The following is a 16,665-nucleotide window of genomic DNA, read 5'->3' as shown; positions in this document are numbered from 1 at the left end:
GTAATAAAAAACTCCCGATTTTATCGGGAGTCTGTGTTTATCTTTTGTAGGTAATGTAGATCAGATCGTCAGTACCGTCGTTGTTGTAGTCGTAAGCTCCGAACAGTTGTGCCAGCTTCAGATCCTGGCTTGTCAGGACTTCCACTCTGTGCCATCTCTCGGTATCATTGGTATTTTTGATGCTCAACAGTTTAGACTCTTCGTTATAAGTAAACTGTCCTTCATTTTTTCCGCTAATCTGACAATTAGCGCCGGTTCCGGAGTAATACGTGAAGCTTGTGTAATAGTCACTTCTGAAATGTAGCGTATTTTTAGCTTCACAGTCGGAAGGTGTTTCAGTTAAAAGTACTGTTTTATTGTCTTTTCCGGAAATAGTCTGGATTTTGCTTACCTTCCAGTCTCCGCTCATCATCTCTAACTCATAAGCTTCGAGGTTGTCATCTTTGCAGGAAGTTAGTGCTAAAGCAGAAAAGGCAAATAAAAGTAGCTGTTTTTTCATTTTCACAAATTTTAGAATATGCTAAAATATAAATAAATTTGAAATATCTATAATGAAATCCTGCTTTTTTAAACGAATGTTTATAAATAACAGGATTTTATATTATGAAGCTTGGAAAGTGAAAGGTTTTTATGGGTAACAGATAGCAGATGCTAGGTTGCAGGGGATGTGTCAGAGTTTACAATTTTTGTCTCTGGTAAGGTCAATTGTCAATTTTGCTTCGCAAGTGAATGGGGAGTTTTAGGTTGTGAGAGCCGGTAATCAAGAGCCAAGATGCCAGACATCAGACATCAGACGTCAGACAATAACTCATTAACTTAATTACTCCAAACAAGCAACCGGCAACCCTTCAACACATTTACTCTCAAACTCTCAAACTCTCTCACCCCGAATCCCGAAACTCAAAATCCCGAATCCCGCACCCCTAATAACTCATCTCCACAATCTTATAAGCATCCTGAGGCGTCAGTTTTTTGTACTCGCCAAGTCCTGACCAGTTTCTGTCGGTAAATGCTTTTTCCACTCTTTCAGCAGTTCCTTTATATTCTTCTGTATATTCGGAAAGTTTGGTTTTGATATCCAGGCTGTGGAAGAATTCCTCCATTTTTTTAATTCCCAGTTCAGCTTTTTCTTCCAGTGTTCCTTCTTTGATTCCCCAGACTCTTTCAGCGTACTGAGCCAGTTTTCCTTTCTTTGTTTCAAAATTATAACGGTAGTGGGAAGGCGCAATCACGGCTAAAGTTCTTGCGTGGTCGATTCCGAAATAAGCAGTCAGTTCATGTCCCATGGCGTGCACCGCCCAGTCTGTGATTACTCCTTTCTGGATCAGTCCATTCAGAGCCATTGTACAGCACCACATAAAGTTTCCGGCCGCATTATAATCAAAATCACCTTTCAGTACTTTAGGAGCGGTTTCCTGAAGGCTGATGAGGATACTTTCAGCGATTCTTTCCTGAAGATCTGCGGAAGATGGAGCAGTCATATACTGTTCCAAAACGTGAGTATAAGCATCTGTGATCCCGTTCACGATCTGGTTCTTAGGAATTGTTCTGATTACTTCCGGATCTAATACTGAAAACTGAGGGAAAAGACCGGGACCTCCTGAAGATAGTTTCTCGTTGGTTTCCCTTCTTGAGATAACATAGCCTGAATTCATTTCAGAACCTGTTGCCGGCAATGTCAGAATACTTCCGAATGGCATTCCTTCCCCTTCAAAAGTTCTCACCGAATTTCTAAGGATATCCCAGGGCTCGCCGTCATAGTTGGCTGCTGCTGAAAGGAATTTAGTTCCGTCGATGACAGATCCTCCACCCACAGCAAGAAGATAGTTGATCTTTTTTTCTTTGATAACACTTAAAGCATTGATCAGTACTTCGTATTCAGGATTGGCGGGAACACCACCGAATTCGTACAGATCATGATCCTTCAGAGCTTCTTTTACCTGATCGTAAACACCATTGTTTTTGATGCTTCCGCCTCCGTAGATCATTAATATTTTGGCATCTTTCGGAACTTCACGGGAGATCTTGGCGATTTCACCTTTTCCGAAAAGTATTTTTGTTGGATTTTTAAACTCGAAATTAAGCATTGTTCTAAATTTATTGGATTCAAATTTACGGAAAGCAATACAAAAACTGAGTTAATGAAATTTTAAAATTACTATCACAGCGTTTTATAATAACGATTTAAATTGTCGCTATCATTGCTATAAGAACATAGCTGATAAACTTCTATTGATCTCTTTGTTTTTTACGGGGAAACGGTCTGATTACAATTTTCAGCTTTAAAATAGATACCGTTATTTTTTGATTCCAGTTTACCAGTTTTTCTGTTGATCTTTATCAAATATGATTCCCGGATTTCAGGACATCCCTTAGATTTTGAAACATACAGATAGATATGTCTGTCCTCCATTTTATATGAGCTACTTACTTTATTGCTCGTATCTACGGAAAAACCATACGTTTGAGCCAATAAAACAGCTTCCGGAAGATTATCAACTGTTCCGATGAAATCTCTTAACTGCTTCTCACTGGAAAAATAAACGGATCTTTCTTTTTTACAGGCAAGGATGTAGGAAAAGCATCGGATACCGATACATTGCTGGAAGAAGCCTTTTTCAGGAAGAGGTTCATTAATGGTCATAAAATCCGGCATCTGGCTTTCGTAGATCACTGCTTTTTCAGGATCAGTGTCATTGGTAAGGACTCTCCAGTAACCATAGTCTTTGTCCGGAACAATAAACGGGTACAAATATTCCGTAGTATCCAGAATATCCGGAATCTTCCTGTAGTCATCGGGAACTGTGGTCTGCGCAAAAAACAGATTGGAAAGGATCAGGGAAGCGAAGACGATCATTCTCATAAAGGAAGTGCTTTGGGCAAATTTACGAAAATGGATGAAGATTTATTTTTTATCCTTTAAATAATTCGCCGCATTGGTATTATCGGGATTGAGTAGTAATGATTTTTTATAATTTGCAACGGCTTCTTCTTTACGTCCCAATACATCTAATATTTCACCATAACTGTCAAAAACATTGGAGCTATTGGGAAATAATTCTGTATTCAATCTGAAAACAGCCAATGCTTCATTTTTAAGATTACGGTTTATCATCTGATAACCCCATGAATTAATCTCATCTTCAGACACTGTGAAGCTTTTGTTTTTCTTTTTGATTTTCCGGTAAACCGAACTTACATTTTGATAACCGTCTGCAATAGTTTGTAAGTACAGCATTTTCATATGAGGACTGAGCCCAAAACCATTTTCAGCTTTCATATCCGGTAGGTAATATCCCGCAATTTCATCAATGAACCATTCAGGATTTGAGCCCTGCAGATTGGTTAAAACCACAATGGACAAATGATCCTGAGGATATACAAATAAAGTAGAACGCATGCCACCAACGGGGGCAACGGCAGGGTGTTCAGCTCTTATAACGGTAGGCCATCCCAGAGCATAGCCATTCGTGAGTTTATTAAAACCGCCTACATCACCGTTATTGAGTTTGATGGTTGTGAAAAGCTCTTTGATGCTTTTTTTATCTTTAAGCAGTTTTCCTTCCTGTAAAGCAAGAAGCCATTTGCTTAAATCTTCCGCTGAGGATATAATTCCCGTAGCTGTTCGGAAAAAGAGCGGGAAAGTCGCGAAAACGTTGTGAAGCTTTCCGTCGTTGATCCATTGTCCGTCGTTATTGATAATCGTGGAATAAGCCCCTGCACTATTTTCAATAATATCATTGGAATCTCCAAATTGAGTAACAAGCAGCTTGGCAGGTTTGAATTGATTGTCTTCAATAAATTTTGTGAAATGAATTCCGCTCAACTGCGTAATTATTTTTCCTAAGATAAAATAGCCCGTTTGGTTATAACTGAATTTTTCACCAGGTGAAAACTCCATCGGAAGGGTTTTAACGATTTCCCAGTTTTTACTTTCAATACCTTCTCCCAAAACCTGTTCTTTTTGATCAATATTATTGGGAAGACCGGATGTGTTACTTAAAAGTTGTTTGAAGGTTATTTTCTTCCAGCTTTCGGGAATATCAGTGAGGTATTTGGAAATAGCATCATCTGTCTTTAATTTCCCCTGTTCCTGTAACTGCATAATGGCAACCCCAACAAATGCTTTTGTCATTGAGTTGATTGAAAATACAGTATTGTTTTTTGTTGGAATCTGATGTTCAATATTGGCCATCCCATAGCTGCTGAGCTGATCAATTTTATCATTTCTGATGATAGCCAATTGAAGTCCGGGGATCTTCAATTCCTGCATTTTATGCCTGATGAAAGTATCAATGCTGTCAGAACGCTTTTGTGCTGTATAATCTTTGGGGAAAATAACAACGATAATCAGTAGAAATGATTTTAATAAGATTTTCATTGGACTGTTTGTTATAAGACATGGTAACTTAGCTTTTTATTACATGCATTATAAAGTCTTTTCTTATTTTAACTGAAGGGGCGAGAGAGTCTTATGGTGGCTTCGGGAGCCTCAGCTACCATTTGGAATATCAGTCATTCGTTGGAATATCCAATGAGGAGTGCAGTATCTGGTGGCTGAGGTCCTCGAAGCCACCACTACCAGTGTCTGAAATCTGATGTTTGGCATACGGCATCTTGTTTCTTAGCTCTTGACTAAAATCGAAAGACCATAATTTCAACCTTCAGCAGAAGTCCTAATCCCTACAACCTGCTACCTAATATCTGTTACCTGCTACCTAAAATTCTCTACTGCAGGACAATTTTATAGTATCCTTTTTCATCTGTGACATCAATACCTACACCCGTAAACGTTAATTTATTGATCTGATAACCATCACAACCTCCTTTAAATTCTGACGACTGTATCGAAAAATTAAAAGTTTTAATATTTGAGGAGAAAATGTAATTTTTTGTACCATTATAAGCACCCACATTTTCTAAAATGATCATGTCTTCGGATGTTTTGGTTAATTGTACTCCAACCTGATTTTCATCTTTAATTGAATAAGTAACAAGCGTTCCGTTTGTGATCAGATTTTCATTATTAGAATCTACGAACTTGAAAGCTATCGTTTGGGGAGCATTATAGCAATCTTCACCACAGGCTGTTAGAGTAAAAGCCATTAAAAAAAAGATAAATATATTTTTCATTGGATTAATTTCTGTGAAAAGTAAAATTAATCATTAAATGGTTGTATTCAAAATTATTGTAAACCTGAATGTGATGACGACTCCTGAATATTCCGGAATAGTTTACTGATTGTCGCTTAATGTCGAAGGAGTATATAACATATGTTCCACAAACGGAACAATTTTATTATGCTCTATCTTTCCTTTGATATAGACAGAATCTCCATTTTTGAATACATATTCTTGCACTAAAATATTTTTCAAACCTTTATAAGAATGATAATAATCCTTGATCCACGGATGAAGATTTCTCAGTGCATCCATTTTTAGGTTTTCTGAAGTTTTATAAACCCGTATATCGTATTTTTCATGAGCTTTTGCACTGTAGATATCTTTAGTGAAATGCGTTTCTCCGCCGCCAAGACTGTCCATAATGCAGAGTTTAAAATCAATGGGGTATAATTTACCGTTGATAGAAAGCTTTGTCCCTTTTGGATATCTCGCAACCATATTGTAGTCGAAATTTTCATAAGTTCTATACTGGCCGTAATGGGCCTCAGATGAAGCTATATAGGATTTTACATTACCAACACGCAGGAGATAAAGGGCCGCCTCTTCGCCGGATGCAGGGGAAGTTATTGTTTGATCCGTATAGACTACACATTTCAAAACAGGAAGAGCAGCGATAGCTTTTTTCTGCTCGTACCGCTCCACGTTTGCGTTTTGTATATAATCGATCCTACTGAAGGCAAAGGACCAGAAGCCTACAAACATGGCTATACCGATTAAAATAAATAGCGAAAAAACAATTAAGATGATTTTTAAACCTTTCTTGTCGATTGCAGTCCCGGATGTATTGATATTGGCTTTGAAATTGAATTTGATCATGGAAACAGAAAACCTAGGCACCAAAACTAATTAATTTTATCAAAAAACTGTAAAATAATTTTATTCATGGCACTTTATTTTTTTGTCATTTGTCAATTCATTTAATTCCAAAATCCATTACATTTGTTATATGATACACGACCAACGAGCAGAAAAATTCAGGCAGATCGTGGAGAATAAGTTCCAGATCTACAATTCATTATTTATGAGCCTGCCTTATGATAAAATGACCAATATCGGGATGCTTCTTCCATTCCTTTACGAGGAAAGCCGAAACGGATATGAAGAAGGCAAAACCCCTGAGGAAATTGTCGAAGAATTCTTTAAAAACCATACCGACCTTCAAACGGAAGAGCAGAAACTTGAACTGCTTTTTAAGATCATTCAGTACATTGAAAGACAGGTGGTATTATTTGACAGTATTGAAGATGCTGCATTTCCCAATCTCCATTCCGAAAGTGACAGTGGAACGGTGACGAATCTTTTTGAACGTTCATTTCAGGACCATAAGCTTGAAAAAGTCCGTGAAAAGCTGAAAGATTTTACCGTAAAAGTTGTGTTTACAGCGCATCCAACCCAGTTTTATCCAAGCTCGGTACAGAGAATTATTCAGGACTTGCGTGGCGCTATTACCAGTGATTCTGTAACACAAATTGATATGCTTTTGCAGCAACTGGGAAAAACTCCTTTTGTTAATAAAGAAAAACCAACGCCTATTGATGAGGCGCTTAGCATTATTTCCTATTTAAGATATGTGTATTATGATACAATCGGAGAACTGTTTACGAAGATCAGAACGACCTTTGGAAACGGACATTTCCATCTTCATGAAGATATCATTCAGCTGGGTTTCTGGCCGGGCGGAGACAGAGACGGAAATCCGTTTGTGACCGCTGATGTTACAAAAAGAGTAGCAGAAGAGCTCCGTTCCGCGATCCTGAAATCCTATTACAGTCATTTGAAATTTATCAGAAGAAGATTGAGTTTCAGGGGTGTTTCTGAAGTGCTGACCCAATTGAGCGATGAATTGTATGGAGCCATCTTTAACGGAAACATAATCACAGCAGACGATATTCTGAAAAAAACGGATGAAGCGGAAAAGATATTGGTGAATGAACACAATGCTCTGTTTTTAGATCTTCTGGTTAATTTCAGAGACCGTGTGAAAATTTTCGGAACTCACTTTGCAACACTGGATGTCCGTCAGGATAGCAGGATTCATCAGAAAGTAATCGATGAGGTTTTTGCTAAAGTATATGAAGGTGCAGAAGCTTCTGAAGAAGAAAAATTCAATACACTGATTCAGCTTGGTGAAAAGGTAGATGCAGATCAGTTTGAAGACATCATTAAAGATACTTTACTGACCGTATCACAGGTTTCCGAGATCCAGGATCTGAATGGTCAAAGAGGAATGAACCGCTACATTATTTCCAATTCCGATGCTGTAAAAGATGTGATGAATGTCTATGCATTTTTTAAGATCTGTGGTTATCAGGATGAAGATATCAATATGGATATCGTTCCTCTTTTTGAAACGATGGAAGGTCTTGCTAATTCTGAACATGTAATGAACGAACTTTATCAGAATCCGGTGTATAAAAAGCATCTTGAACGCAGAGGAAACCAACAGACGATTATGCTTGGTTTTTCAGACGGAACAAAAGACGGTGGATATCTGAAGGCGAATTGGGAGATTTATAAGGCAAAAGAAGTCTTAACTAAACTTTCCGTTCAGAATGGAATTAAAGTGGTATTCTTCGACGGCAGAGGTGGTCCACCCGCAAGAGGCGGCGGGAAAACCCACGATTTTTATGCTTCACAAGGAAACACCATTGCCAACAATAAAATTGAGCTGACTATACAAGGACAGACGATTACCAGTATTTTTGGAAATAAAGAACAGGCCAAATACAATTTTGAGCAGCTTCTGACTGCCGGAGTGGAAAATGATGTATTTAAAAATTCTAAAAAAGACCTTACAGAAAAAGAAAGAAAACTGATCGCTGAGTTAGCTGATATCAGTTATAAAAAATATTCAGACTTGAAAGCTCACCCTATGTTTGTTCCATATCTCCAGGAAATGAGTACTCTGGAATATTATGGTAAAACCAATATCGGAAGCCGCCCGTCCAAAAGAGGAAATGGCAGCGAATTGAAATTTGAGGACCTTCGAGCGATTCCATTTGTAGGTTCATGGTCGCAGCTGAAGCAGAATGTTCCAGGATTTTTCGGATTCGGATTTGCGATGCAGCAGATGAAAGAGCAGGGAAGACTGGACGAAGTAAAAGAACTGTATAAAGGTTCTGATTTCTTTAAAACCTTAGTGCTGAACTCGATGATGAGTATGAATAAATCCTATTTTCCGCTGACTTATTATATTAAAAGCAATCCAAAATTCGGCGCGTTCTGGAATATATTATTTGATGAATACACCCTTTCAAGAGATATTATGCTTGAACTTACCGGATTTAAAATGCTGCAGGAAGAAGATCCGCTGTCCAGAAAATCGGTGAAGATTCGGGAGAAGATTGTGCTTCCGCTGTTGAGTATTCAGCAGTATGCATTGATGAAAATCCAAAAAGGAGAAGGCAATAAAGAAGCTTATGAAAAGCTGGTGACCAGATCATTATTTGGAAATATTAATGCGAGTAGAAACTCTGCTTAATTTATAAGACAACGCCTTTCGATTGAGAGGCGTTTTTTTTTTTTTGTTTAAACACAAATGACACAAATGGATTCACTAATGAACACAATGATTTTGTGAAATGAGTTTAGGTTTTGGCTGAAGCCATTGGATTGATGATTAAAAGTAAAACGGGCTAAAGCCCGTTCCTATTGAATATATTGAATGCAGTAAAAATCTGTGTCATCTGAGCAATCTGTGGGAGATAAAAATAGAATTATTGTCTTTTATTACCATTAAAAACGGAATAAATTTCATTTTCTATAACTTCTGTTACAGATTCAAATTTGTGATATTTGTGCAAAATATTAGTGTAATTTGCGTTTTTTTTTAAACTACTCCTTCAGAAATTTCTCATAGAAAACCTGGTCCTTCGTCTGAATTTTCAGATAATACGTTCCTTTTGGGAAATCTTCCACTTTTATAGATTTCAGTCCGGTATTTTTTCTGATCAGTTTTCCTAAATTATCAAAGACCTCCAGCGATTGGATATCACCTTCAGAAGCAATATTCAGAATATTTTTTACAGGATTCGGGAAGATGGCGAATTTTTCTTTTTTCACGATCTCAGAAGTATTCAACACTTGGTTGTAAACGCTTCCAAAATTCAGAATACCATAGCCCATCTGGTCTGTATGACCTGGATAAAGAGAAGCCGTTTGTCTCAGTTTTGTTCTCATCTGTTCCCTGTTCATAGAAGGAAAAGCCTGAATGAAACACGCAACACCACCTGCGGCAATTGGGGTGGCGATGGAAGTCCCGTTAACGGCAGTTAAAGTACTGTTATTGACTGTTGCAGAAGCTGTTCCCCTTGCGCTTGCATCAGGTTTTACTACACCTACGGAATTCGGACCATAGGATGAAAATCCGGATGAATTTCCTGCAGAGTCTACTGATCCTATTGTGAAAACTTTAGCATTGTCGGCTGGAGTCAGCAGGTAGTGCCATGGCTGCACACCAGAATTTCCAGCAGCGGCGAGAACAAAAATTCCTTTATTAACTGCTATTTCAGCAGCTCTTGCGATGAAGGAAGTTGTTCCGTTCAAATCGGAATAAGTATAGCTGTATCGTGTGTCATCAAAAATATTGTACCCAAGAGATGAGGTGATCATATCAACGCCTTTTCTGTCCGCCTCTTCAGCGGCTTCTATCCAGTATAATTCCTCTTCAGGAATTTCACCTACAGCGTTTTCACTGCGGTAAAGATAAAAGTCTGCATCGGGAGCGGATCCTACAAAAATATCTTTAATATAGCCTCCGATAGCACCGAGAACTGCAGATCCGTGATTACTGATGGATGTACTGTAGACGTTGTCTGTTTTGGTGACAAAATCATACACGGCTTTGATCTGGTTGTTGGTGCGTATTCTTTCAAAAGCAGATCCCGTATTGACATAGGGAAATCCAGCATCAATAACCGCGATGGAAACACCTGTTCCTGTAAATCCTGCCAGGTGAAGAGGTCTCACATTGATTTGATCGATCTGTGCAGAACCGGAACCGTAATCAAAAACGGTAAGGTTTTTCTGCGTATCGGAAGAGGTATTCCATTTGTCATGGGTTGCTGTTTTGGTAACCGTTGAATTATTTCTTGCAAAACGTCCTACCGATGAAACATACGGCTGTGCCTGCAGAATGGTGATCTGTGCAGGAGTGGCATTGACAGCCGCTCCGTTGAGCCATTTGGAGTAATCGGTAACGGTAAAACCAAGATTCTGAAGGTTCTGGATATAGGACTGTTCGATGGGAGCATCCTGATCATTGAGCGGAATACCCAGCGAGGTACGTCTGTTAAGGGATTTTTGGGTCAGTTCTGAAAGCGGATTGGCATAAAAAGCAGCTTTGTTCGGTTTGCCTGAAAAATAAACAAAAACAAGCTCTGTCTGTGCATTTGCGGTAGAGTAACCCACTAGAAGACAAAAGAGTAAAAGTTTTTTCATAAAGTTATTTTGTATAAAGATAAAACAAAATCAATAAAATTTTTGATAGGATTTTAAATTCCTTATTTTTACACAAATATTTATTTATGAAAAAAATTCAGATGGTTGACTTGCAAAGTCAGTATTACAAAATAAAGAATGATGTAGACAATGCAGTTTTAAATGTAATGGATTCTGCGGCCTTTATCAACGGCCCTGAAGTAAAGTCTTTCCAGAATGAATTGGAATCTTATTTAGATGTAAAGCATGTGATCCCGTGTGCAAACGGAACGGATGCTTTGCAGATCGCGCTGATGGCTTTAGACCTTCAAGAAGGTGACGAAGTAATCACGGCCGATTTTACTTTTGCCGCTACAGTAGAAGTTATTCATTTGCTTAAACTGAAATCAGTGCTGGTAGATGTAGATTACGATACATTCACAATCTCTACAGAAGAAATTAAAAAAGCGATTACGCCAAGAACCAAAGCGATCATTCCTGTACATATTTTCGGACAGTGTGCGAATATGGAGGAGATCCTTAAAATTGCTGAAGAACACAACCTGTTTGTGATTGAGGACAATGCTCAGGCAATAGGCTCAGAGTATACATTCTCAGACGGGACTCAAAAATACGCAGGAACAATGGCGACTGTGGGAACAACTTCATTTTTCCCTTCAAAAAATTTAGGATGCTATGGCGACGGAGGTGCTATTACCACCAATAATGACGAGCTGGCACACCGTTTAAGAGGTATCGTTAACCATGGAATGTACGAAAGATATTACCATGATGAGGTAGGGGTGAATTCAAGACTGGACAGCATTCAGGCGGCGGTTTTAAGAAAAAAACTACCCAATCTTGATTCTTACAACGATGCAAGAAGAAAGGCAGCTGATTATTATGACGAAGCTTTTGCAGGAAACGAAAATATTTTAACGCCAAAAAGAGCTGAAAACTCTACCCATGTATTCCACCAGTATACCTTGAGAATTCTGAACGGAAAACGTAATGAGCTTCAAAAGTTCCTTACAGAGAAAGAAATTCCGGCTATGATTTATTATCCTGTAGCTTTGAGAAAGCAGAAAGCGTATTACCAGGAAAGCAATGATGCTGATTTTGTGAATACAGATAAGCTTCTTGAGCAGGTGATTTCTCTGCCAATGCACACTGAATTAGACGAAGAGCAGCTGAAGTATATTACGGATGCGGTGATTGAGTTTATGAGATAAGGTATGCTTCACGACGAAAGAATACTTAAGAATAAGTTTGCTTATTTTTTTACAATTGTTTTTATTTTAGGTTGGATTATTTACTATGGAGTATTTGTAATTAATGTTTTACTTAAAGGTTATAGATTAGTAGCAAAATACATTCAATTTAGAATTCCTGTTTATTTTTTAAACTTCATAGTATTTACATTATTGATTGTGACATTTGTACATGTTTTTAAAGAATCAAAAAAAATGTTTATGTATTTAAACGTTGCAGGGATTTCGATCATCATTTTAGGTTCGCTGAGCTTTTATATTAATTATGATGAGAAATGGGGAGCATATATTTATTCTTTTTTATTTGGGCTTACTTTGTTTTTAATAGGACCAATATTACTTATAAATTACTTTAGACATACGCCCGCGAAGAGCGACATAGAAAACATAGGAAAACACACAGATTAAAAAAAATATTACAAAAAAATGGCAGTACTTGTTACGGGTGGACTCGGATACATCGGTTCCCACACAGTAGTTGAGCTTCTTAACGATGGTTTTGAAGTCGTTATTGTAGACGATTTATCCAACTCGGAAAGATTTATTTTAAAGAATATCGAAGAGATTACAGGCAAAAAGCCGTTTTTTTACCCTTTCGATTTAAGACGCAGAGAACTCCTTACTCAGGTTTTTGATGCCCATCAGATCGAAGGATGTATCAATTTTGCAGCTTCCAAAGCAGTAGGAGAGAGCCAGGTAAAACCGGTGGATTATTACGAGAATAATTTATTCACGCTGATCAATATTCTTCAGGAATTTAAAGAAAGAGGTCTTTCTAATTTTATATTCAGTTCCTCCTGTACGGTGTACGGGCAGGCGGAAAAAATGCCGATCGATGAAAATACACCGCTGAAGCTTCCGGAAAGTGTTTACGGAAAGACCAAGCAGATGGGAGAGCAGATTTTAACTGATTTTGCGAAAGCTTACAACAGAAGAATCTCCCTCCTGAGGTATTTCAATCCGATTGGAGCTCATCCTTCAGGAAAACTGGGCGAACTTCCAATGGGAGTTCCCAACAATCTTGTTCCTTACGTGATGCAGACTGCTGCAGGAATTCGTGAGAAACTGAATATCTGGGGTGATGATTACGATACGGTAGACGGAACTCCGGTCCGTGATTATATTTATGTGGTTGATCTTGCCAAGGCTCATGTAAGTGCCCTGAAAAAGCTGATGCAGAGTAGTGATGAAACAGTGATTGATATTTTTAACCTGGGAACAGGAAAAGGAGTATCGGTACTGGAAGTGGTGAAAGCTTTCGAAACGGCTAATGATGTGAAGGTTCCTTACCAGATCTGTGCAAGAAGAGAGGGTGATATTACGGTTGCTTATGCCGATGTCCGCAAAGCTGAAAAAGAGCTTCACTGGAAATCGGAGACGTCATTGGAGGAATCTTTGAGAACAGTCTGGAAATGGCAGCTGTATCTGGATTCTCAGACCGTTTAAAAGAAGAACTTAAAAAACAGATTATAAAACAAATTACAAAATCATTTCCTTCAGTCTTCACTTTTTTTACAGAGTAAAGAAATGTTGACTGTCACGGGATATTAATTGAAAATAGTATGAAAACACAAAAAATAGGGATTACATTTTCCTCATTTGACCTGCTTCATGCGGGGCATATCAAAATGCTTGAAGAAGCTAAAACAGTGTGCGATTATTTAATTGTAGGGCTTCAGATCGATCCGTCTCACGATCGTCCGAATAAAAATAAGCCGAGCCAGACCATTGTAGAAAGATACATCCAGTTGAAGGCTGTTAATGCCGTAGACGAGATCATTCCGTATTACACAGAAGAAGATCTGCAGGATATTTTAAAATCTTTTGTGATCGATGTAAGGATCATTGGTGATGATTATATGGACAGAGATTTTACCGGAAAAAGGTATTGTGAAGAGAAAGGAATTGAGATCTTTTACAACAAAAGAGATCACAGGTTTTCTACCAGCGACCTTAGAAGAAGAATCTACGAAGCGGAAAAAGAAAAATCCGAACAGACAGAAACCGTAAAATAAAAAAAAATCCCGAAAAATATTTTTCGGGATTTTTTTTATGTGTAATATGATTACATTGGACCTTGCTGGTCGTCGCCAGATGCATTGGAGTTGATGTCTTTTTTCCTTTTAGGCTGTTCTACTTTCTCGCCCTGCTTGAATCTGTAGGTAAGAGAAACGGAGAATTGTCTTGGTTGCCATTGCATGTAAGAATCTCTTACGCTATTGGCTGTGTATGTTGTAGACCTCATTGCTCTTGTATTAAAAATATCCTGAACATTAAATGCTAAAGTTCCGTCACCTTTCCAAATGGTTTTAGAAGCACCAAGACTGATGGCATACATGTCTTTTCTATCCTGGTAAGCCGTTTTCTGGCCCCCTCTGTAGAATCCCTGTAGCTGGAAACTGAATGTTTTATCTACTTTAATTGTTGACGAAAGTCTCGCTCTTGTTGAAAAACCTTTACCATTAAAATCGGCAACAGCCTGAATAGGATTACCGTCTTTATCAAAGGTGTCATATAGAGTGCTTCCTTTTGTATTATAGCCAAACACATCCACGTTTCCTAAGAATTTCAACCAGCTTGTTGCATCCCAGTTGAAGTTTAAATCTAAACCGAAACGGTCATCCGTACCTAGATTAATAGGTTTTGTATGAGATACAATACGCTCGCGCTCAACCAGGTTGGCATCAAGGTATTTTTCTTTCAGATTGAATACCAGCATTTTCGTATCATCAGTCTGATGTCTGTAATACAAGGTTGGGTTGATTGTAAATTTCTTTTTTGAAATACTGTATCCAAATTCGAAGGAATCTACATATGATGGGTTAAGATCTATATTTCCGTCAAAAATATTTTGATTATCATTATAGTTCGGGTTAGGAATCATAAAGAATGATCTCGGACGGTCAATTCTTCTTGTATAGTTCACCAACAACTGATTATCCTTTGCAAACTCATAACTTAAATAAACGCTTGGAAATAAATTATTGTAGTTTTTGGTTGTAGCAATGGCTGGTTTCGTAGGATCAAGGTTTTGATAATTAATATCTACTCTGGATAATTCATCTCTTACACCTAACTGATATCCTAATTTACCTATTTTACTTTTGAACTGTAAATAAAAAGCATTGAAAGTCTCCTTATAAGTGGCATCATAAGTATACGGCTTAAGGAAGCTTAAAGTGGGAGTCTGAGCGGTACTCTGCAAAACATCATTACTATAATCGTTCGTATTGATATCTATTCTGTAACCCGCCTCTAACTTTGAATTTTCACCAATCGGTAATTCATAATCAGCTTTACCTATAACCGATTTGTTAACTGTGTTTTGGTTAACAATATTGTTCAGTAAAAATGCCCCGTTTTGAGTTTCATTAATGTCTGTATCATTGTATGATCTGCTTCTTTGTAAGCTTAATGATAAAGATAGATTCTGACCTTTGTCATCAAATTTATGATCCAAACCAAAATCTCCCTGGAAGGCTAAATTATTATTGGTTCCAAAAGTGTTTCTGTTTGAAACTCCATTCGGATCTGTGAAATAAGAATATTTATAATCAATATTTCCAAAATTCTCACTGTCAAAAGTCCTTACGGTTCCTGAAGCGTTCACCGATGTTTTTTCAGAAATATCATAAACAATACCCGCAGAAGCATTATAGTTATTGTTTTTACTCTTCGTTTCAGAGTCCTGATTTCTGGTAACTAAATCATTACTTTTCGCTGCATTCGTAAAAAAATCATCTGTTCTTGTGGTATTTTTAGATTCTCTGTAACCTCCGCCACCATTTAGAAACCATGTGAAATTTCCTTTTCTCCAGTTAAGGTTGGCATTCAGGTTGGTTTGAGGAAGATATCCTAAAGTTCCGATAACACTACCATTGAAACCGGTCTTCTTGCTTTTCTTTAAAATAATATTTAAAATACCCGCTGTACCGCTTGCCTCAAATTTAGAAGAAGGATTCGTTATCACTTCAATTCTGTCAATTTGGTCTGCAGGAATACTCTGAAGCGCATTGGCACCATCATCTATTCCAAGAAGGGCAGAAGGTTTTCCGTTGATCAGAAATCTTACATTGGAGCTACCTCTCATCGAAACAGTACCGTCAGTATCCACAGAAACAGAAGGAACATTAGAAAGGACATCCTGAAGATTTCCTCCTTTACTTACAATATCCTGAGAAGGGTCGTAAGTTCTTTTGTCAAGCTCCACTTTATAAGGCTTCGTGGCTGCAGCAGTAATAACTACTCCCTGGATTTCCTGTGTTTTACCATCCAGAGTGGTTGTGGCTTCCGGTTGTATAGATAAAGCACCGATGTTTCCGGGGCCTGCAATATTTTTAGTAATAGTGCTCTTCTTGTAGTCGATGGCTTCTACTGTGATATCATAGTTTCCAGGAGCTAATTCCAGCTTGTACTGTCCATTTTCGTCGGTAAGTACAGCATCGCTTAATGCTTTGTTCACTTTATTGCTGAACGTCACAGAAGCATAAGGAACCGGCTGGTTGTTTTTGTTGACAATCATTCCCGTAACGCCTGCTTTATCCTGAGCAAATGCCATTGCAGCTGCCGAAAGTACAAAAGTAAGTGCTAGCGTTTTTTTTGTGAAAATGTTGACAATTTCCGTCTGATTCATAAGGTATTGTTTGTGTAAAATCGTGAAAGTATAACTTATAACATTGTGAAATCATTAATTGGGGTGATTTTCAAAATATTATAATTTATGTATTATTTATAGATGTATAAGTCGTATGTAAGTGTTAAAAGTTAATTATCGTATTGTTAAATAAAAGTT

The 16,665-nt window shown here is 37.8% G+C and carries 13 protein-coding genes; 5 read left to right on the top strand and 8 right to left on the bottom strand.

Annotation, left to right across the window (positions count from 1 at the left end; genetic code table 11):
• Positions 1–37: 37 nt before the first annotated feature.
• The 6 genes from N0B48_RS01750 to N0B48_RS01725 all read right to left on the bottom strand — a co-directional run bounded on the left by N0B48_RS01750 (position 38) and on the right by N0B48_RS01725 (position 6,024).
• Positions 38–499: a lipocalin-like domain-containing protein gene (locus tag N0B48_RS01750; protein WP_259836169.1), complete on the bottom strand. Its 462-nt coding sequence runs from the start codon at positions 497–499 to the stop codon at positions 38–40.
• 424 nt (positions 500–923) lie between these two features.
• A complete protein-coding gene (locus tag N0B48_RS01745) occupies positions 924–2,087 on the bottom strand; it encodes an iron-containing alcohol dehydrogenase (RefSeq protein ID WP_259836166.1) in 1,164 nt (387 codons plus the stop codon).
• A gap of 161 nt (positions 2,088–2,248) precedes the next feature.
• Complete coding sequence (locus tag N0B48_RS01740; protein WP_259836163.1) at positions 2,249–2,863, bottom strand: hypothetical protein; 615 nt, start codon at positions 2,861–2,863, stop codon at positions 2,249–2,251.
• Positions 2,864–2,905: 42 nt separating this feature from the next.
• Positions 2,906–4,381 carry a serine hydrolase domain-containing protein gene (locus tag N0B48_RS01735; protein WP_259836160.1) on the bottom strand — a complete coding sequence of 492 codons (1,476 nt, stop codon included), beginning with the start codon at positions 4,379–4,381 and terminating at the stop codon, positions 2,906–2,908.
• 347 nt (positions 4,382–4,728) lie between these two features.
• The gene (locus N0B48_RS01730; protein ID WP_259836157.1) at positions 4,729–5,133 is read right to left on the bottom strand and encodes a putative periplasmic lipoprotein; all 405 of its coding nucleotides are present in this window, start codon (positions 5,131–5,133) and stop codon (positions 4,729–4,731) included.
• A 102-nt stretch (positions 5,134–5,235) separates the two neighbouring features.
• Entirely contained in the window at positions 5,236–6,024 is a 789-nt protein-coding gene (locus N0B48_RS01725; RefSeq protein WP_259836155.1) for a hypothetical protein, read from the bottom strand.
• Between the two features lie 106 nt (positions 6,025–6,130).
• Between N0B48_RS01725 and N0B48_RS01720 the strand changes: the two genes are divergently transcribed.
• On the top strand, positions 6,131–8,665 hold the full coding sequence (locus N0B48_RS01720; RefSeq protein WP_259836152.1) for a phosphoenolpyruvate carboxylase: 2,535 nt from the start codon (positions 6,131–6,133) through the stop codon (positions 8,663–8,665).
• Between the two features lie 353 nt (positions 8,666–9,018).
• Here the strand turns inward: N0B48_RS01720 and N0B48_RS01715 are convergent, their stop codons facing one another.
• Positions 9,019–10,623, bottom strand: a complete 1,605-nt coding sequence (locus N0B48_RS01715) for a S8/S53 family peptidase (RefSeq protein ID WP_259836149.1) — start codon at positions 10,621–10,623, stop codon at positions 9,019–9,021.
• A gap of 86 nt (positions 10,624–10,709) precedes the next feature.
• Between N0B48_RS01715 and N0B48_RS01710 the strand changes: the two genes are divergently transcribed.
• The 4 genes from N0B48_RS01710 (at position 10,710) to N0B48_RS01695 (ending at position 13,888) form a co-directional block, all read left to right on the top strand.
• Positions 10,710–11,834 carry a DegT/DnrJ/EryC1/StrS family aminotransferase gene (locus N0B48_RS01710; protein ID WP_259836147.1) on the top strand — a complete coding sequence of 375 codons (1,125 nt, stop codon included), beginning with the start codon at positions 10,710–10,712 and terminating at the stop codon, positions 11,832–11,834.
• A 3-nt stretch (positions 11,835–11,837) separates the two neighbouring features.
• Positions 11,838–12,281, top strand: coding sequence for a hypothetical protein (locus N0B48_RS01705; RefSeq protein WP_259836144.1), 444 nt, complete (start codon positions 11,838–11,840; stop codon positions 12,279–12,281).
• An 18-nt stretch (positions 12,282–12,299) separates the two neighbouring features.
• The gene (gene galE, locus N0B48_RS01700) at positions 12,300–13,319 is read left to right on the top strand and encodes a UDP-glucose 4-epimerase GalE (RefSeq protein WP_259836142.1); all 1,020 of its coding nucleotides are present in this window, start codon (positions 12,300–12,302) and stop codon (positions 13,317–13,319) included.
• 116 nt (positions 13,320–13,435) lie between these two features.
• The gene (locus tag N0B48_RS01695) at positions 13,436–13,888 is read left to right on the top strand and encodes an adenylyltransferase/cytidyltransferase family protein (protein ID WP_259836140.1); all 453 of its coding nucleotides are present in this window, start codon (positions 13,436–13,438) and stop codon (positions 13,886–13,888) included.
• A gap of 50 nt (positions 13,889–13,938) precedes the next feature.
• Here the strand turns inward: N0B48_RS01695 and N0B48_RS01690 are convergent, their stop codons facing one another.
• Complete coding sequence (locus tag N0B48_RS01690; protein ID WP_259836138.1) at positions 13,939–16,506, bottom strand: TonB-dependent receptor domain-containing protein; 2,568 nt, start codon at positions 16,504–16,506, stop codon at positions 13,939–13,941.
• Positions 16,507–16,665: the final 159 nt, after the last annotated feature.

Origin of the sequence: Chryseobacterium herbae, from assembly GCF_025154075.1 — a bacterium.
In the GTDB taxonomy this organism is placed as follows: domain Bacteria; phylum Bacteroidota; class Bacteroidia; order Flavobacteriales; family Weeksellaceae; genus Chryseobacterium; species Chryseobacterium herbae.
Note: the sequence above shows the minus strand (reverse complement) of the source record. Positions and strands in the feature narration are given on the sequence as shown.